The organism is Delftia sp. WY8 (genome assembly GCF_018437695.1).
Taxonomy (GTDB): domain Bacteria; phylum Pseudomonadota; class Gammaproteobacteria; order Burkholderiales; family Burkholderiaceae_C; genus Comamonas; species Comamonas tsuruhatensis.
On sequence record NZ_CP049795.1, the window covers coordinates 2,284,057 to 2,302,038 of the forward strand.

The window sequence follows — 17,982 nt, forward strand, 5'->3', positions numbered from 1 at the left end:
GCGGCTCAGCTCTGGACGACGACGTTCTCCAGCCTCAGCACGGCTTCGCGCACCTCGCCCAGGCGCGTGTCCTGCGCCTGCGAGGCCTGGATGATGGTGTCCATGATGTCGCTGGCATTCACGGCAGCCGCGCGCATCTGCTTCATCATGTCGCCGGATTCATTCACACGCTCGAAGCCCAGCTGCACGCTGGCCGCAGACGCGCCGATGACGGATTTGACCTCCCTGGCCGCCTCGGCGCAGCGCTGGGCCAGGCTGCGCACTTCGCCGGCCACGACACCGAACCCGCGCCCCTGCTCGCCCGCACGCGCGGCTTCGACGGCGGCGTTGAGCGCCAGCAGATTGGTCTGGAAGGCAATGCCATCGATCAGGCCCACCATCTCGCCGATGCGCCGGGAGTTGCTGGAGATGCTGGACATGGCGTCGACCGCGCTGTCCAGGGCCACGTCGCCGCGCTGGGCAATGCGCGTCACGTCCCGCGCCTGGGCATGCGCGTCATGCGCCTGGGCCGCGCTGTCGCGCACCAATTGCTGCAGTTGCTCGAAAGCCGATTGCACCAGGCGCGTGGCCTCGTAGCGCTGCGTGATGTCGGTGGCGTACTTCACCACCTTGAAGGGCTGGCCGGACTGGTTGAGCACGGGGCTGTAGTTGGCCTCGATCCAGACATCGTTGCCCAGGCGCCCTATGCGCCGGAACTGGCCCCGGTAGTGCTTGCCCTGCGGCAGGTGCGCCCAGAAGGCCGCGTACTCGGCCGAGCTGCGCTCCTGCGGGGCCACGAACATGCTGTGGTGCCGGCCGACCAGCTCGTCTTCGGATGCATAGCCCATGGCCTGCAGAAAATTGCGGTTGCAGCGCAGGATGCTGCCGTCCAGACCGAACTCGATCACGGCCTGGGCCCTGCCTACCGCCGCCAGCTGGCTGCTGGCTTCGGCATCGCGCAGCACTTCGGCCGAGATATCCATGGCGTACTTGACGACCCGCAGCACCTGTCCACGGCTGTCGAGCACGGGGCTGTAGTTGGCCTGCAGCCAGACCTCCCGTCCCTGGCGGTCGATGCGCCGGCACCGGCCCACAAAGGCCTGCCCGCGCGCAAGCCGTGCCCAGAAGTCCCGATAGTCCCTGGCCTGCGCATCCGCCGGGTCCAGGAAGATGCGGTGGTGCTGCCCGCGCAGCTCGTCCAGCTCATAGCCCATGAGGTCCAGAAACTGCGCGTTGGCGAAGAGGATGTGGCCCTGGGGATCGAGCTCGAGGACGGCCTGGGTGCTGTACAAGGCCTTCAGTTGGGAGCTTGGGGAATCGGAACGCAGGCCGAGCCTGGACAGGATGGAGCGGATGCCGCGCATGGAAGCCCTTGTTATTCAGCGCTGAATGGGTGATTGGCGCCCGACAATGGGCTGGTCTGGCAACGATTGTATCTGTTTGCTATTTTCTGCACTCTTCGCATTGACGTGCACTTTCTGTCAGAAGATGCCTACAGAAATAAAAAAATTGGCCTTCAATTCACAATTGTTTGCATTTTCTCAAGGCATCCAATTCCCTTTTCCCACCCAAGTCTTTCAAGCAGCAAGAAACACATGTAACTAATTGATATAGAGTTCACAGCATTCCGTCGCCTGGCGGTGTCCTCTGTCTTGTGTGCTTGAAAAATGTCTTGTGGCGTTCGGGTGATCGATTTGACTTCCAGCCTGGGCGGCCGCGCCCTGGCCAAGCTGGGCGTGGCCTACGCCCCCGGTAAGCCGCGGGTTGCCGTGAGGCTGGCGGACTCGGAAAGCGCCCCTGTCATCGACTGGGGCGGACCTCCGGGGAGGGATGAGCCGCTGTGCGAGCCCTCGGCGCCGGGCGCCCTGGTACTACTGATCGGACCCGGCGCCGTGCATCAGGCCAGGGAATTGTTTCAGAGAGCATTGAATGAGGCCGTGCGTTGCGTACGCATTTTTATGATGCCAAGCGCCATCATGGAAGAAATAGCGCTCAAGCAAATGCGGATGCCGCACCATGAATCCATTCAGCTTTACCGATTACCCGACAGCAGTTCAGAAACACTTTGGTTTGTTCTGATCGAAGAGCTGCAAAAGCTCTCAGCCCGATTTTCATCCGGTGACAACACCGATTCCAGAAAAAGAGAAGTTTCAATGTCAAGCAATCTGTCCCAATCCATGCAATCCATTATTTCCATCGAAGGCGCCATGGCGGCGGCCCTTGTGGACCATCACAGCGGGATGTGCCTGGCCCAGGCGGGCAGCGGCGTGGATCTGGAGCTTGCTGCGGCAGGCAATACCCAGGTGGTGCGGGCCAAGCTCAAGACCATGGAGTCGCTGGGACTGCGCAAGGGCATTGAAGATATTCTGATCACCCTGGGCGACCAATACCATTTGATCCGCCTCATCCCCAACAGCCCCGGGCTGTTTCTCTACCTGGTGCTGGACAAGGCCCGTGGCAACCTCGCCTTGGCCCGCTACAAGCTGACGGATATCGAGCGGTCGCTGAAGGTGTGATCCTGGGACTGCGGGGTTTGGGCCGAGGCATGGCCGGCCCGGCCATCCGGCTGCCCACTCGGCTACCATCGGTGCCCCCATCCCCATGCAGTTTCCCTGGAAGGCCCTCATGCTGCTGTACGCCGATTCGCAATTCACCTCTCCCTATGCCCTGTCCGTGTTCGTGTCGCTGAAGGTCAAGGGGATTGACTTCGAGCTGCGCACGCTGGACCTTTCGGTGGGACAGAACACCGGGGCGGACTATGTGGCGGCATCGCTCACGGCACGGGTGCCCACGCTGGTGGACGGCGATTTCAGCCTGTCGGAGTCTTCGGCGATTTGCGAGTACCTGCAGGACCGCTTTGGCGGCGCACCGCTCTACCCCCAGGATGCGCAGGCGCGCGCCCGTGTGCGCCAGGTCCAGGCCTGGCTGCGCAGCGATCTGATGGCCTTGCGCTCGGAGCGCAGCACCGAGGTGGTGTTCTACCGCCCCACGCCCACGCCGCTGTCGGATGCGGGCCAGGCGGCGGCGCGCAAGCTGTTTTCGGTGGCCGGAGCCTTCATCCGCTCGGAGGGCGACCACATCGCCGGCCCGTGGTCGATTGCCGATGTGGACCTGGCGCTGATGCTCAACCGCCTGGTGCTCAACGGCGACGCCGTGCCTGCGCTGCTGGCCGCCTATGCGCGCCGGCAGTGGCAGCACCCCGCCGTCCAGCAGTGGCTGGCCCTGCCGCGCCCGCCGCTGGCAGGCTGAGCCCCCCGGGATATTGGCAAGCCATGGACAGTCTTCTCTACATGGGCGTGCGGATCACGCCAGCATCACTGCCCAGCGATGTCACGCCCGGCGCCTGGCTGCCCCGCGCCACGCTGCTGGAGGTGGCCAGCGGCAAGGCCCTGGGAGCAGTCACCGAAGACCAGGGCTGCGACACGCGGCAGGAGGCCGATGCCCGTGCGCTGCGGCTGGGCAAGCGCCATGTGATGAAGGTACTGCACCAGGGATAAAGCGCCGGGGCGAAGGCCGCAGGCCCGCCCCTGTCAATCCATTTTCACGGCCACCAGCTTCCATCCCATCAGGCCTTCGCGCCTGAAGACGAAGCCGCCCGGCTCGCCGCGCGGGTGCACGAAGACCTTGGACCAGCCCTGGTACTCCACGGAGTAGTCCTTGCGCGGCGGCCCGCCCTGGGTGTCCACGCCCACGCCTGCGGCGGCCACGTCCGCGGGTTTGCCGGGCTTGCCTTTTTCCAGCATGAGCATGACGCCGTCGGGCGAGACCAGCGCCTCGGTGAACTGGCTGACCAGGCCCTGGGCCAGTTGCTGGCCAAAGCCGGCCAGGGGGTTGGAGGCGCTGTCGCCCGAGCCGCCCATCTGGGATTGCAGCCTGGCCATCATCTGGCCCTTGATGCTTTCGCGCAGCGCAGGGAAGTCCACGTAGCCGGACAGGGCCTGGGCGTCGCGGCGCTCCACGGCCTTGCCGATCTGGTGCAGGGCGATATAGGGCGATGCATAGAGCAGTCCGGCCGCAGCCACGCAGAGGGCGGCCAGCGCACCGGCCAGTGTTTTGGGTTTCATAGATCTCTTTCGTGAAAGCGTGCCAGCGGCCACGCGCAAACGCGGATTCTAGGCGGGCCCGTCCGGCGCGCGGCGCCGGCCAGGGACGGTCAAGAGAACAGGCCGTCTCTTCCTGCCGCAGCAATGGGCAGAGAACCCCTATCAGGCCAGGGCGAATACCTGAAAAGCTGGTATTGCCTGCCCCATCCGATTCATACTATAGTTTGTAACAAATAGTTTACAAACCAATACAACATGGATCGCCATTGGCCACGCAGGCCATCGGCAAGCCAGCATCGCCGTTTCCGGATGTCTGTGAGCCTTTGTGCAGACCGGGCATTTACCGTGAATGAAATCTCATTTTCACGACCGAGTTCTTTTTGCGAGAGATGTGAGCCATCACGGGGCGGCCTGACAACGCGAGTACCCACCAACCATCCGCAATGCATGCAAAGGACGCAGTATGAATAATTTCAAGTTATCGACTCGCCTGACCGCCTTGATTGGTTTTCTCTCACTGCTCATGATCGTGATCGGCGCTTTCGGGCTTTATGGAATCAGCGAGTCCAACCGCCGATTCAAGGTGGTCTATGAAGAGCGCCTGGTCGCACTGGGCGATCTGCTGGAAGTGCAGCGCCTGCTGCTGCGCAACCGCAATGCGGTCTCGGGCGCCATTGCCGTGCACCTGCCCGAATACACGCAGCAAAAGCAGCAGGAGATACAGACCAACATCAACGACGTGAACAAGGCCTGGGCCTCGTTCCGCCAGACCCGGATGACAGAGGAAGAGGCGCAGCTGGCCGACCGCTTCGAGGCCGTGCGCGCGCTGTTCCTGCAGGGCTTTCTGAAGCCGGCCCAGCAGGCACTGCTGTCCGGTGACCTGGAGCTGGCCCGGCAGCTGCTGATCGACAAGGACGAGGCGCTGTACGCGCCGCTGCGTGATGTGATCGTGCAGCTGACCGCGCTGCAGACCCGCGTCGCCAAGGAGGAATACGAGGCCGCGCAATCGCTGTACCAGGTGATTTTTGCGGTGGCCGTGGGCTCCATCATCGGGGGCGTGCTGCTGGGAGTGCTGCTGGGCTGGTCCATCATCCGCAACATGGCGCGGTCGCTGCGACAGGCCATCCATACGGCCGATGCCGTGGCGGCAGGCGATTTGACGCGGCACATCGATGTGCGCGGCAAGGACGAGGTGTCCATGCTGCTGCGCGCGCTGCAGACCATGCAGGAGGGGCTGCGCGGCGTGGTGCGCCAGGTGCACCAGGGATCGGTCAGCGTGGCGGCGGCCAGCGGGCAGATCGCGCAGGCCAACCAGGACCTGTCCTCGCGCACCGAAAGCCAGGCCAGCGCGCTGCAGCAGACGGCAGCCTCCATGGAGCAGCTCAGCTCCACCGTGCGCCAGAACGCCGACAACGCGCAGATGGCCAACCAGCTGGCCCTGGGCGCCTCCACCGTGGCCGAGCAGGGCGGCGAAGTCGTGCGGCAGGTGGTCGATACCATGCGCGGCATCAGCGAATCGAGCCGGCAGATCGCCGACATCATCAACGTGATCGATGGCATTGCCTTCCAGACCAACATCCTGGCGTTGAACGCGGCCGTGGAAGCGGCACGCGCCGGCGAACAGGGCCGAGGCTTTGCCGTGGTGGCCACCGAGGTGCGCGGCCTGGCCAGCCGCAGCGCCGAGGCCGCCAAGCAGATCAAGCAGCTCATCACCGACAGCACCAGCCGCGTGCACAACGGCAGCGCGCTGGCCGACCAGGCCGGCACGACCATGGCCGAGGTGGTGGACGCCATACGCCGCGTGACGGATCTGATGGGCGAGATCAGCGCCGCCAGTTCCGAGCAAAGCTCGGGCGTGGCCCAGATCGGCCAGGCGGTCACGCAGATGGACCAGGCCACCCAGCAGAACTCGGCACTGGTGGAGGAGATGGCCGCCGCGGCCTCCAGCCTGCGCGGCCAGGCCGGCGATCTGGTGCGCACGGTGGGCGCCTTCAAGCTGGAGGCGGCAAGCGGCCATCAGCATGCCGCCGTGGAGCTGCAGCGCAGGCAGCCCATGCTGGCAGCAGGCTGAGACGGAAAGAAACAAGAGCGAAGAGCGCGCGCGAGAAGCCGCCAGACAGGCCAGAGCAAGGCAGCAACAGGCCCTGGCCGCCGGGCCAGTGCCTGCGGCTGGCTCAATGCAGCGCGGTGCCCCTGGCGCCGCGGCTGCGTGCCATCTTGACGCGGTACATGGCCGCATCGGCCTTTTGCAGCGCGTCGTCGGCGTCAATGGAGTCCGGCCGCAGGCAGACCACGCCCACGCTGGCGCCGCCGTAGTCCAGCGTCTTGCCATCGGGCAGCTCGACCTTCATGACCGAGGCCTCCGACAGGCGCTGCTGCAGGTCGCGCGATACGGCGTCGGCCTCGCTGCCGAACAGCGGGCCCACGCCGATGAAGACGAACTCGTCACCGCCGAAGCGCGCCAGCATGTCGGCGCTGCGCAGATGGGAGGACAGGCGCTCTCCCATGGCGCGCAGCAGTGCGTCGCCGGCCTCGTGGCCGTGCTCGTCGTTCACGTTCTTGAAGCGGTCCAGGTCGATGAAGCCCACCACCACGCATTCCTGGCTGCGTGCGCAGCGTGCAATGAGCCGGCCCAGTTCGTCGGTGAGGCAGCGCCGGTTGGGCAGACCGGTCAGCGGGTCCAGCAAGGCCAGTGCCGCCAGCTCCTGGTTGGCCTTGCTCAGGCTGGTGATGAGCTGCTCGCGCTCCACGCGCTCGGCGATGAGGTTGGCGAACAGGCGCAGCAGGCCCTGGGCCTCGGTGCTCAACGCCTGGGAGGTCTTGCTGGCCGCGCACAGCGTGCCGTAGAGCTGGCCGTCGGAAAAGCGTACCGGGGCGCTGGCGTAGGTGCGAATGCCCAGTTCACGCGCGGCCTCGGAGTCGCCCCAGCAGGCACCGACATCGGGCGTGTACATGCGGCCTTCGTCCAGGGCGCGCTTGCACAGCGTGTCGCCCCAGGGGACGACCAGGCCTTCGGGAATCTGCATCTCGCTCGCGTTGCGCGCGTACAGCACGCGCTGCTGGCCCTGTTCTTCGTTGATGGTGGTGAGATAGGTGGACTCCAGATGCGTACTCTCTTCGAGCATTTGCAGCAGGGGCCGCGTCAACTCTTCCAGAGAATGCGCCTGGGTCACGGACTGGGACAGGCGCTGGACAAGGGACTCCATGAAATACCTCTCGAAATGACGACGGAAGCAGACTGCCCGCGCGCCTGATGAGGGAATGGGAAGGCAGGCGGGCCGGCACCAATTTGGGGATTGTGACCCGGCCAGACGCAGGCGGGAAGCATCCCGGCCGCGCTGCAGGCCGACAAGCCTGCGCGCCACGCGCCGCTGTCAGCAGCCCGACACAGGCGGCCATATCACCTGCACGCGCAGGCCGCCCAGCGTGGGCGAGCGGTCGAGCAGCAGGCGTGCTCCATGCCGCTGGGCAATGGTCTGCACGATGGCCAGGCCCAGTCCGCTGCCCTGCGCCTGCTGGCCCGCAGAAGCCGCTGAAGGCCCGCGCACAAAGCGCCGCAGCACCAGTTCGCGCTCGCTTTCGGCAATGCCGGGGCCCGAGTCCTCGACCACCAGCGCGCGGCCCTGGGCATCGCTGCGCCAGCCCACATCGACGCGGCCGCCTTGCGGCACGTACTTGATGGCGTTGTCCAGCAGGTTGCGCACCAGCATCTGCAATGCCTGTGCGTCGCCCGCCACGGCAAAGGACTGCCGCAGATGCGGGGACTCGCTCAGGCCCATGTCCAGGCCGTGCTGCTGGGCCGCCACGGCCTGGTCCGCCAGGGCCTGCTCCACCACCTCGCGCAGGTCCACGTCCGCAGGTGCGGCCGTGGCAGCGCCGTGCGGCCCCTGCATGCCTTGCGGGCCTGGGGCCGTGCCTTGTACCGTGCCTTGGGCTTCCTGCCGCGCCAATGTCAACAATTGTTCGACGAGCCGTGTGGCCCGGTCTATGCCGGCCGAAAGACGCTGCACGGCCTCGTCATGCGCGGCCGCATCGGGCGCGCGCTGCAAGGCCACCAGTTGCAGCTTGAGCGCGGCCAGCGGAGAGCGCAGCTCGTGCGCGGCGTCCGCCACGAAGTGCTGCTGCGCCTCGAAGGCCTGGCCCACGCGCTGCAGCAGCGCGTTGAGCTCGGCCACCAGGGGCCGCACCTCGTCGGGCAGGCCCTCGGCCGGCACGGGGGCCAGGTCCTGCGGGCGGCGCGCGGCCAGCTCGCGGCGCACGCGCTGCACGGGCGCCAGCGAACTGCGCACCACCCACCACACGGCCAGCGCCAGCACGGGCGCCAGCAAGGCGATGGGCAGCAGGCTTTGCCAGGCGGCATCGCGCGCCAGCGTGCGGCGCACGCGCATGTCCTGCGCCACCTGGATCACCTGCGAGCGCGTCTGCAGCGAGAACACGCGGTAGACGGTGCCGCGCGCGGGCACATCGGCAAAGCCCAGCACGGCCATCTGCGGCAATGCCGCACCCAGCGCGGACTCGAAAATGCGCAGGCCCTCGTTGGTCCAGACCTGGACGATGAATTCGTGGTTCTCATCCTCGGGCGGCGTGCCCTGGGGCCTGCCGCGCGCATCCACCGGCAGGCCGGCGCGCAGCGCAAAGGCGGTCTGCTGCATCTGGTAGTCGAACAGGGTGTCGGTCTGCAGCAGCGCGTTGCGGTAGGCCAGCAGGCCCTGCAGCAGCGCCGTGAGCACGATGGCCGCGCCCAGGAACATGAGCAGCCGCGTGCCCAGTGCGCCGGGCAGGCGGCCGCGCAGCCGGGCGATGACAGAGGAAGCCGGCGCCGTCATGGCTTGGGCACCATGTAACCCACGCCGCGCACATTGAGGATCAGCCCCGCGCCCAGCTTCTTGCGCAGGCCGTGGATGTAGACCTCGATGGCGTTGCTGCTGACCTCGTCGCCCCAGCCGTAGAGCTTGTCCTCGATCTGCTGGCGCGACAGCGTGCTGCCCGGGCGCGCCAGCAGCGTCTCCAGCACCGCCCATTCGCGGCCCGAGAGCACCACGTCGCGCCCCTCGACACTGGCCTCGCGCGTGGCGGGATTGAGCCGCACGCCTTCGCGCTCGTACAGCGGATCCATTGCGCCCGACGCCCGGCGCGCCAGCGCACGCAGCCGCGCGAGCAGCTCGTCCAGGTCATAGGGTTTGACCACGTAGTCGTCGGCCCCCGCATCCAGCCCGGCAATGCGGTCGCGCACGGCATCGCGCGCCGTGGCCACCAGCACCGGCGTGCGGTCGCGGCGCCCGCGCAGGCGGCGCAGCACCTGCAAACCGTCCTGCCCCGGCAGGCCCAGGTCCAGCAGCACCATGTCATAGCCATGGCCGCCACCCGGGCCGGGGCACAGGGCCGCATCGGCCTGCAGGCCGTCACGGACCCAGTCCACCGCATGGCCCTCGCCGCGCAGCAGGGTCTGCACGGCCTCGCCGATCATGGCGTCATCTTCGACAAGCAGTAAGCGCATGGCAGAAGAATAGCTCCCTGCAAGGCTGGCTCAGTTCTGAGGCACATGCCGCCCGAAACTGGCGCGCTCAAACGTCAGGGACAGCGAGCAAGGGCCTAAGCCGGCCGCGCCGCCCCGCCGCGAGGCTGTCGTCCCCCTCCTTCGCGAAGCGATTAGAGAGGGGGAAGGCGCGCAGCGACTCAGGGGGTGAGCGGCGGTCACACCGCCGCTTCAATCTTCGGCATGGCCATGCGGGCCTTGGTCAGCGCCATGCCCAGGTTGGCCGTGCGCCGGCAGACGAAGACGGCCACGTAGTCGGGCATGAGCTTGCCGCGCAGGAAGACGTGGATGAGGTTGTCGCTGTTGACGATGAGTTCCTGGAAGTAGTGGTGGCCGTCGTCCTTGAGGCCGCGCGACTTCTTAAACAGGCTCTCGATCATCGAGACGTTGGGGCCGTTGAACAGGTCGGCCGTGGCAGCGGCCACGAGATCGATGACTTCGCGCGGATGCGAGTCCACCGTGCGGATGGCCAGCAGCATGCCGGAGGCGGCATCCACATAGCCGATGGCCAGACATTCGGGCACCGAACCGGCCACCTCGCTCAAAACGTTATCCAGGCTCATTGCAGCTTTCCTTTTTTGTGAATGGATGTGATCGGTCAGCCCATCTTCAGCAGCAGTGCCACTTCGTACGCATACAGCAGGTCCTCCTGGGCCTGGGACTGCACGTACTGGGCATCGATGAGGCGCACGCGGCGCAGCGCCTCGTCGGCGGTGAGGCCCTCGCGCACCAGCCATGCGGCCAGCACCGTGCCCGTGCGGCCCAGGCCGGCCAGGCAGTGCACGGCCAGCACCTCGCCCGCGCGCAGCATGGCCGACATGCGCGCCAGCAGCATCTGGATCTGGGCCACCGACGGTGATTCGTGGTCCCGCACCGGCAGGTGCAGGTTGCGCAGGCCATGGCGCTGCAGCGGCTCCTGCGGCAGGTCGTTTTCGGTCAGCGTGATCAGCACGGTGACGCCGCAGCCGCGCAGGGCCTTCAGGTCGAAGTCCATGGACTGCACCACGCCCGGTTGCGGCGCGCCCGCCAGCCGGCCCGGCACCAGCCAGGCAAAGCCGCTGGGGCCACGGCTGGCCGGCACGGCCTGCGGGTCGGCCACCAGCGGCTGCCAGTCCACCAGCACGGAGGGATTGACGGCGCGCGGCCGGGCTGCGGCAGCGGGTGCCGGTGCGGGCGCTGGTGCTGGTACCGGCGCAGGCACGGGCTCAGGTGCAGGCATGGGCTCGGATGCAGGCTCGGCGGCCACTGCGTCCGACAGGAATTCGGAGATCGCGGCCACGGCCGCTGCAGGCAGCGGAGGAGGCAGGGGCACGCCCTCCTCCAGGTCTTCGGCCCGCGCATCGGGCGAGGCCACGGCACAGCTGCCGGTGCGCAGGAACTGCTGGCCCGCCAGCGACAGCGGCGCACGCTGGAAGGCTTCCATGGATTGCGCCTCGGCAATGCGGCCGCCGGCCAGCAGCAGCATGTCCTGCGCCACGGCCTGTGCGTGCTGCTGGTGGTGCGTGCTCATCAGCACGGCCGTGCGCTGGGCCACCTGGCGCAGCAGCTCCAGCAGCACGAAGGCCTCGTAGCCCTCAAGCTCTGCCGTGGGCTCGTCCACCATCAGCAGGGCCGGCTCGGCCAGCGCCTCGCGCAGGATGGCCACGGCACGCTGCTGCACGGGGGACAGCTGCAGCGCCGGCTGGTCGAACATCAGCGCAAGCTCGGGAAAGCCGAAGGCCTGCACCTGCGCGCGGCACCAGTCGCGCAGCGCATGCGGCACCAGCTTGAGGCGGGGCCGGGCCAGCTCGACGATGGCGTCGAAGGTGCTGGCCATCATCAGCCGGGCCTGCTGCTGCACCAGGCGCGGCGCCTGCATGGCGCCGGTCCATTCCTGGCCCGCGTAGCGCACGCTGCCCCAGCGGCGAAAGCGCGGATTGGCGGCATTGAGATCGGCCAGCGTGCGCAGCAGCGTGGACTTGCCCGAGCCGCTGGGGCCCAGCAGGGCCGTGATGCCGTGGGTGGGCAGCGTGAAGTCCACCTCAGCCAGGATGACGCGCGCGCCGAACGATGCGCCCAAACCCGCCGCCTGCAAGCTGTAGTCCTGCTTCAAAGCATGCCCTTCCTGTTTTGCCATGGGCCCTTGCGGGCGCTTCTTCCTGAAACCAGAACGGTGCACGCCCGCCTGGATGGGCCGGCAGTCTAAGCGTATTCGCTCTATCTCAAATCGTCACAATTTGAAACACCGCTAACGCAAAAGGACGCGAATTCACAGAATACAACCATCACATTGCCGCACGAATGCAGGAATCGCCAGCCACTGGCCGGTTGAATTCCCCATGCAATAAGCCCCGGCACATTCGTGCCGGGGCTGTGCGATCAATTCAGTGTGCAGGTGCTTTTCAGTCCCTTACCTCCTTTCGCTTACCCGAGACGTACGGGAACAAATATCCTGTTGCCATCGCGCCAAATCAGCACGGCCACGGTCTTGCCGGCCTTGGCCATGGCGGCGCGCACGGCCTCGATATCTCCGGCAGGCGAGCCATTGATGGACAGCAGCACATCGCCCTGCGTGATGCCGGCCTCGGCCGCCGGGCCTGCGGCGTCGGCAACGACCAGGCCGTCCTTCACGCCGATCTGCTGCTTTTCCTCGGGCTGCAGCGGGCGCAGGGCCAGGCCCAGCTTGCCCTTGCCGGCGTCGGGCTTGTCCTTGGCCACCTTGGCGGCCTTGTCGCTGGCATCGCCCAGCACGGCGCTGAGCGTGCGGGCCTCGCCGTTGCGCCATATCTCCAGCGTGACCTTCTGGCCCGGCAGCGCCTGGCCCACAAAGGCCGGCAGATCACCCGAGCCCACGATGGGCTGGCCATCGATCTTGCGCACCACGTCGCCGGGCTCCAGTCCCGCCTTGGCGGCAGGGCCGTTCTTATCCACGCTGGACACCAGGGCGCCTTCGGGACGGTCGAGCTTGAAGGAATCGGCAAAGGCCTGGTTCACCTCCTGCACGGCCACGCCCAGCCGCGCATGCTGCACCTTGCCCGTGGCCACGATCTGCTGCTGCACGCGCGTGGCCACCTCGATGGGAATGGCGAAGGACACGCCCTGGTAGCCGCCCGAACGCGAGTAGATCTGGCTGTTGATGCCCACCACCTCGCCGCGCGCATTGAACAGCGGGCCGCCCGAGTTGCCGGGGTTGATGGCCACGTCCGTCTGCAGGAAAGGCACGAAGCTGTCGTCCGGCAGGGTGCGGCCCTTGGCGCTGACCACACCGGCCGTCACGCTGCTCTCGAAGCCGAAGGGCGAGCCGATGGCCAGCACCCAGTCGCCCACGCGCAGATCGGCCGTCTTGCCCAGCGACACCGTGGGCAGGTTCTTCGCCTCGATGCGCAGCACGGCCACGTCGGTCTTGGGATCGGCGCCCAGCACCTTGGCGCTGAACTCGCGCCGGTCGGTCAGCTTGACGGTCACTTCCTTGGCGCCGCGCACCACGTGGGCGTTGGTCAGGATCAGGCCGTCGCTGGAGACGATGAAGCCCGAGCCTTCGCCGCGCGTGGGCACGTCGCGCTGGGGCTGGCCCTGGCCCATGCCCGGCATGCCGGGCACGCCGAAGCGGCGGAAGAATTCAAAGAACGGATCGTTGGGGTCCATGCCCGGCACGCCCTGCTGCCCCTGGCGCGCTGCGGCCTCGTCGCCGTCCTCGCCCATGGCACGCGAGCTGCCGACCACGCTGATGTTGACCACGGCCGCGCCATTGCGCGCCGTGATGTCGGCAAAGTTGGGCGCCGCCACGGCGCCGGCGGGAGAAGCAGGAGAAGCGGCAGAAGCAGGCTGTGCCGCAGGCGCAAACAGCGACGTGGCGGCACGCGCATCGCCATGCACCACACCAACCAGACCGGCGCCCGTGGCGCCCAGGGCGCCGATGGCACCTGCGGCCACCAGGGCCAGCACCAGACGACGGGGAGTCGACAGAATCTTGTTCATGGCAGACCTTTCCTCAAAAGCAGCGTTCCTTGCTGCGTTGGGGAGAAGTCTGAAGGGGCAGACTTAGGCGAGGCTTAGAAGCCTCGCCGTGCATCTCAGATCAGCGCCAGCACCTTCTCCGGCGGGCGGCACAGCGCCGCGCCCTTGGGCGTGACGACGATGGGGCGGTTGAGCAGCACCGGGTGCTCGGCCACGGCGGCGATCAACTGCGCATCGCTGGCCAATGCATCGCCCAGGCCCAGCTCGGCGAAGACGGCTTCCTTGCTGCGCAGCAGCTCGCGCACGGGCATGCCCAGCTGCCGGACCAGGGCCTGCAGTTGCTCAGCGTCCAGGGGCTGGGCGATGTAGTCGACGATGGTCGGCTCTATGCCGTTGTCGCGCAGCAGGGCCAGCGCGCCGCGCGAGTTGCTGCAGCGGTTGTTGTGGTAGATGGTGATGTCGGTGCGGGGGGCGGTGGTGTTCATGGGCCGCAGTGTAGGCCCATGAAAATGCGCCTCAGGCCACGGCTTCCTCGGGATGGGCATCGACCTCGCGGCCGGGCAGCAGCAGGTTCAGCCCCACCGCGACCAGGGCGCCGACGGTAATGCCCGAACCGAAGACTTCGCGCACGAAGGTAGGCATGCGGGCCAGCAGGTCCGGGCGCACCGTGACCGCCAGGCCGCAGCTCAGCGAGACCGCGATGATCAGGCTGGCGCGCCGCGAGTGCTCGGCGCCGCTGAGCATGCGGATGCCGGCAGAAATGATCATGGCAAACATCATCAGCCCCGCGCCGCCGAGCACGGGCTGCGGAATCGTCACCACCAGTGCGCCCAGCACAGGAAAGAGGCCGGCCAGCAGCAGCATGACGCCCGTCAGCATGACCACATGGCGGCTGGCCACGCCGGTCAGCGAGACCACGCCCACGTTCTGGGCGAAGGTGGACAGCGGAGGGCTGGACATCACGGCCGCGAAGGCCGAGCCCACGCCGTCGCACAGCATGCCGCTGGACAGGCGCTTGCCGTCGATGCGCGTCTGCGTGGCCGCGCCCAGGGCCATGAAGGTGCCCGTGGTCTCGACGATGGTCACCAGAAAAGCGATGGACATGGCGACGATGCCGGCCACCGGGAACGTCATGCCGAAGGTCAGCGGCTGCGGGATGGCGAAGACCGCGGCCTCGCTCACCTGGGTGAAGTCGATCAGGCCCAGCGCCAGGCACAGCACATAGCCGCAGGCGATGCCCAGCACCACGGCCGAGGCAGAGACGATGCCCCTGCCCCACTGCACGAAGCCGATCACCAGCACCAGCACGAAGCCGGCGATGGCCAGGTGGCCGATCGCGCCGTAGTCGCTGCGGCCCATGCCGCCCGCAGCCCAGTCCACGGCGACGGGGGTCAGCGACAGGCCGATCATGGTCACGACCACGCTGGTCACGGTGTGCGGGAAGAAGCGGCGGATCACGGGCATGAAGTAGCTGCCCACGATCATCACCAGCGACCCTACCAGCGAGGAGCCCAGGATGCCGGCCACGCCATGCTCCAGCCCCACGCTGATGCCCGCGCCCACGAAGGCGAAGCTGGTGCCCATGACGCAGGGCAGCCGTATGCCCAAGGGCCCCACCCCCCTGCACTGGACGATGGTGACCACGCCCGAGCCCAGCAGCGCTGCATTCACCAGCGCCACGATCTGGTCGGCCGGCAGCTTGAGCGCCCCGCCGAAGACCAGGGGCACGGCGATGATGCCGCCCAGCGCCGCCAGCAGGTGCTGCAGCGACAGAAGCACCGTGGTGATGAGCATTGGCGGACGGTCTTCCACCTTGTAAAGCAGTTGTTCCATTGTCTTGTCTCCTTGTGTCCTGGCCGTTGGCCTCTTCAGAGGCGCTTGTATGTATGTCGGGGCAGTGGTGCCGGAAAAGGGTGGGGTCCTGAAAGTGCTGTCCGGGTCTTCGAGCCTCCTGGAGATGCTTCGGGGGAATGGCGCAGCGCGGCAGGTCGGCACCCGCGATGGCCTGGGTGCCGGCCTGCCGCGCTGCAGGGAGAAATTAGCGGCCTGCTGCGCGCTCGAACAGCGTGCGGGCCAGCTCGCGGTGGCGGGTCAGCACGCGCGGCAGGTCGGCGGTGAGCAGCAGCCCGTCGCGGACCACGACACGGCCGTTGATGACGCTGGTGGACACGTCGGTGGGCGTGCAGAACACCAGCGCGGCCACGGGGTCATGGCCTGCGCCCGCGTAGCCCACGCCCGCCATGTCGAAGGCCACGAAGTCGGCCGACATGCCCGGCGCCAGCGCGCCGATGTCGTCGCGCCCCAGCACGCGCGCGCCGCCCAGCGTGGCGATCTCCAGCGCCTCGCGCGCGCCCATGGCGGCAGGGCCGTGGCCCACGCGCTGCAGCAGCAGGGCCTGGCGCGCCTCGCCCAGCATGTGGGCGCCGTCGTTGGAGGCGCTGCCGTCCACGCCCAGGCCCACGGGCACGCCCGCATCGCGCATGGTGCGCACGGGTGCGATGCCCGAGGCCAGGCGCATGTTGGAGCACGGGCAATGCGCCACGCCCGTGCCCGTGCGCGCGAACAGCGCAATGCCCTCGGCATCGAGCTTGACGCAGTGGGCATGCCAGACATCGGGGCCGACCCAGCCCAGGCTTTCGGCGTACTGCGCGGGGGTGAGGCCGAATTTCTCGCGCGAGAAGGCGACGTCGTTGTCGTTCTCGGCCAGGTGGGTGTGCAGCGACACGCCGTGCGCACGCGCCAGCACGGCGGACTCGCGCATCAGCTCGCGCGTCACCGAGAACGGCGAGCATGGCGCCAGCACCACGCGCAGCATGGAGTGGCGTGCGCTGTCGTGGTACTGCTGGATCAGGCGCAGGCTGTCGCGCAGGATGGCTTCCTCTTCCTCCACCACCGCGTCGGGCGGCAGGCCGCCCTTGCTGCGGCCCAGGCTCATGGAGCCGCGCGCCGCATGAAAGCGCATGCCCATCTGCTGCGCCGCGGCGATGGAGTCGTCCAGCCGAGCGCCATTCGGATACAGGTACAGGTGGTCGCTGGTGGTGGTGCAGCCCGACAGCATCAGCTCGGCCATGGCGGTCTGGGTGGAGACGTGGATCATCTCCGGCGTGAGGTGCGACCACAGCATGTACAGGTTGGTGAGCCACGAGAACAGCTCCGCATCCTGCGCGGCAGGCACGGCGCGCGTGAGGCTCTGGTACATGTGGTGGTGCGTGTTGACCAGGCCCGGCATCACCACGCGGCCGCGCATGTCCAGCACCTGAGCCGTGCCGTCGTCCACCATGCGGCGGTACTGCGGCGGCAGATCGGCCGTGGCGCCCACCCATTGCACGGCCGGGCCGTCGGCCACCAGGGCGCCGTCGCGGATCTCGCGGCGCTGCGCATCCATGGTGACGAGTACATCGGCGTTCAGTGCGATCAAGGTCATGGCGTTCTCTTCTTCGAAATGGAAAAGCCGCCAGTCTAGGAAGGACACGCCATTGCCGATAGCGCTGAATTCCGCCCGATGTGTCCACAAAAAGTGGACAAGTGCCTAAGACTCACCGCCCCCCGGCAAACAGCCTTGCCAGCGCCTGGCCGATGGACTGGGCCATCAGCTCGCCCGCCGCGCTCAACTGCCCCCTGGCCCGGCCGGTCAGCACCAGCGTCTGCCGCCGCAGATGCGCATCGCGCAAAGGCACGAAGACCAGGGCATTGCGGCTGCGCTCCTCCATCACGTCCAGCGGGTTGAGCAGGGCAATGCCCTCGCCCAGCATGACCAGGCGCTGGATCAGCGCCATGGAGGTGGATTCGGCCACGGGCGTGACCTCGATGGCGTTGCGCGCAAAGGCTTCGTCCAGCAGGCTGCGGATGGACAGCGGCGGCGCGGGCAGGATGAGCGGATGGCCTATGCACTCGCTGAGCAGCACGGACGATTGGCGTGCCAGCGCATGCCGGGGCGGCACGATGGCGCCGATCTGCCATTCGCTGGTGGCCAGCGCGCGCAGCGCGGGGCGTTCGGACAGGTCGTAGGCCAGGCCAAGGTCGGCGTCGCCGCCTTCCACGGCGGCCGCGATGTCGCTCAGGGGCAGGTCGATGATGCGCACCACGATGCCCGGGTGGCGCTGGCGGAATTCATGCACCAGCGAGGGCAGCAGCGAGCCGGCCAGCCCCGTGGTCGCGGCCACGGTGATCTCGCCGCTGCGCGCGCCCTGCAGTTCGGCAATGCGCTCGCGCAGCGCCGCATGCTCGCGCAGCGTGGCGCGCACATGGGCCAGCACCATCTCGCCCGTCGGGGTGAGGCGCAGGCGCTTGTGGATGCGCTCGAACAGGGGCGTGCCCAGCTCGGCCTCCAGGTCGAGGATCTGGCGGTTGACGGCCGTGGGGGCCACGTGCAGATGTTCGGCCGCCTTGCGGATGGAACCGCGGCGGACCACTTCGTCGAGATAGCGCAGGACTCTGGCATGCATGGCGCGAGCGTAGCCGGGTTTGCCGGGCCGCGCTTGGCAGTGC

16 protein-coding genes are annotated in these 17,982 nt (G+C 67.7%); 4 read left to right on the forward strand and 12 right to left on the reverse strand.

What is annotated here, in order from left to right; translation table 11 throughout:
• Nucleotides 1–5 precede the first annotated feature (5 nt).
• Complete coding sequence (locus G4D77_RS10600; protein ID WP_154835561.1) at nucleotides 6–1,343, reverse strand: methyl-accepting chemotaxis protein; 1,338 nt, start codon at nucleotides 1,341–1,343, stop codon at nucleotides 6–8.
• An 813-nt stretch (nucleotides 1,344–2,156) separates the two neighbouring features.
• Here G4D77_RS10600 and G4D77_RS10605 point away from each other — a divergent pair.
• The 3 genes from G4D77_RS10605 to G4D77_RS10615 all read left to right on the forward strand — a co-directional run bounded on the left by G4D77_RS10605 (nucleotide 2,157) and on the right by G4D77_RS10615 (nucleotide 3,476).
• Complete coding sequence (locus G4D77_RS10605) at nucleotides 2,157–2,495, forward strand: hypothetical protein (RefSeq protein ID WP_154836423.1); 339 nt, start codon at nucleotides 2,157–2,159, stop codon at nucleotides 2,493–2,495.
• Between the two features lie 109 nt (nucleotides 2,496–2,604).
• Nucleotides 2,605–3,228: a glutathione transferase gene (gene yfcF / locus G4D77_RS10610; protein ID WP_154836424.1), complete on the forward strand. Its 624-nt coding sequence runs from the start codon at nucleotides 2,605–2,607 to the stop codon at nucleotides 3,226–3,228.
• Nucleotides 3,229–3,251: 23 nt separating this feature from the next.
• The gene (locus G4D77_RS10615; RefSeq protein ID WP_026062392.1) at nucleotides 3,252–3,476 is read left to right on the forward strand and encodes a hypothetical protein; all 225 of its coding nucleotides are present in this window, start codon (nucleotides 3,252–3,254) and stop codon (nucleotides 3,474–3,476) included.
• A gap of 33 nt (nucleotides 3,477–3,509) precedes the next feature.
• Here the strand turns inward: G4D77_RS10615 and G4D77_RS10620 are convergent, their stop codons facing one another.
• On the reverse strand, nucleotides 3,510–4,043 hold the full coding sequence (locus tag G4D77_RS10620) for a DUF2939 domain-containing protein (protein ID WP_154835563.1): 534 nt from the start codon (nucleotides 4,041–4,043) through the stop codon (nucleotides 3,510–3,512).
• A gap of 442 nt (nucleotides 4,044–4,485) precedes the next feature.
• Here G4D77_RS10620 and G4D77_RS10625 point away from each other — a divergent pair, with 442 nt between their 5' ends.
• Nucleotides 4,486–6,093, forward strand: a complete 1,608-nt coding sequence (locus G4D77_RS10625; protein WP_016447912.1) for a methyl-accepting chemotaxis protein — start codon at nucleotides 4,486–4,488, stop codon at nucleotides 6,091–6,093.
• 103 nt (nucleotides 6,094–6,196) lie between these two features.
• Here G4D77_RS10625 and G4D77_RS10630 read toward each other — a convergent pair whose 3' ends face one another.
• The 10 genes from G4D77_RS10630 to G4D77_RS10675 all read right to left on the reverse strand — a co-directional run bounded on the left by G4D77_RS10630 (nucleotide 6,197) and on the right by G4D77_RS10675 (nucleotide 17,939).
• Nucleotides 6,197–7,228: a sensor domain-containing diguanylate cyclase gene (locus G4D77_RS10630; RefSeq protein ID WP_016453209.1), complete on the reverse strand. Its 1,032-nt coding sequence runs from the start codon at nucleotides 7,226–7,228 to the stop codon at nucleotides 6,197–6,199.
• A 168-nt stretch (nucleotides 7,229–7,396) separates the two neighbouring features.
• Nucleotides 7,397–8,848, reverse strand: coding sequence for an ATP-binding protein (locus G4D77_RS10635; protein WP_154835565.1), 1,452 nt, complete (start codon nucleotides 8,846–8,848; stop codon nucleotides 7,397–7,399).
• Nucleotides 8,845–9,519 carry a response regulator gene (locus G4D77_RS10640; protein WP_017405435.1) on the reverse strand — a complete coding sequence of 225 codons (675 nt, stop codon included), beginning with the start codon at nucleotides 9,517–9,519 and terminating at the stop codon, nucleotides 8,845–8,847. The genes G4D77_RS10635 and G4D77_RS10640 overlap by 4 nt, the downstream gene beginning before the upstream one ends.
• Before the next feature lie 197 nt (nucleotides 9,520–9,716).
• Nucleotides 9,717–10,121, reverse strand: a complete 405-nt coding sequence (locus tag G4D77_RS10645; RefSeq protein WP_012203525.1) for a hypothetical protein — start codon at nucleotides 10,119–10,121, stop codon at nucleotides 9,717–9,719.
• Between the two features lie 35 nt (nucleotides 10,122–10,156).
• Nucleotides 10,157–11,674, reverse strand: a complete 1,518-nt coding sequence (locus G4D77_RS10650; RefSeq protein ID WP_227740840.1) for a phosphatase domain-containing putative toxin — start codon at nucleotides 11,672–11,674, stop codon at nucleotides 10,157–10,159.
• Between the two features lie 287 nt (nucleotides 11,675–11,961).
• Complete coding sequence (locus G4D77_RS10655) at nucleotides 11,962–13,515, reverse strand: Do family serine endopeptidase (protein ID WP_016447917.1); 1,554 nt, start codon at nucleotides 13,513–13,515, stop codon at nucleotides 11,962–11,964.
• A gap of 95 nt (nucleotides 13,516–13,610) precedes the next feature.
• Nucleotides 13,611–13,979, reverse strand: coding sequence for an arsenate reductase (glutaredoxin) (arsC, locus tag G4D77_RS10660; RefSeq protein ID WP_047217492.1), 369 nt, complete (start codon nucleotides 13,977–13,979; stop codon nucleotides 13,611–13,613).
• 31 nt (nucleotides 13,980–14,010) lie between these two features.
• Nucleotides 14,011–15,327, reverse strand: a complete 1,317-nt coding sequence (locus tag G4D77_RS10665; protein WP_154835567.1) for a uracil-xanthine permease family protein — start codon at nucleotides 15,325–15,327, stop codon at nucleotides 14,011–14,013.
• Between the two features lie 205 nt (nucleotides 15,328–15,532).
• The gene (locus G4D77_RS10670) at nucleotides 15,533–16,918 is read right to left on the reverse strand and encodes an 8-oxoguanine deaminase (protein ID WP_154835569.1); all 1,386 of its coding nucleotides are present in this window, start codon (nucleotides 16,916–16,918) and stop codon (nucleotides 15,533–15,535) included.
• Nucleotides 16,919–17,030: 112 nt separating this feature from the next.
• On the reverse strand, nucleotides 17,031–17,939 hold the full coding sequence (locus G4D77_RS10675; protein WP_012203519.1) for a LysR family transcriptional regulator: 909 nt from the start codon (nucleotides 17,937–17,939) through the stop codon (nucleotides 17,031–17,033).
• Nucleotides 17,940–17,982: the final 43 nt, after the last annotated feature.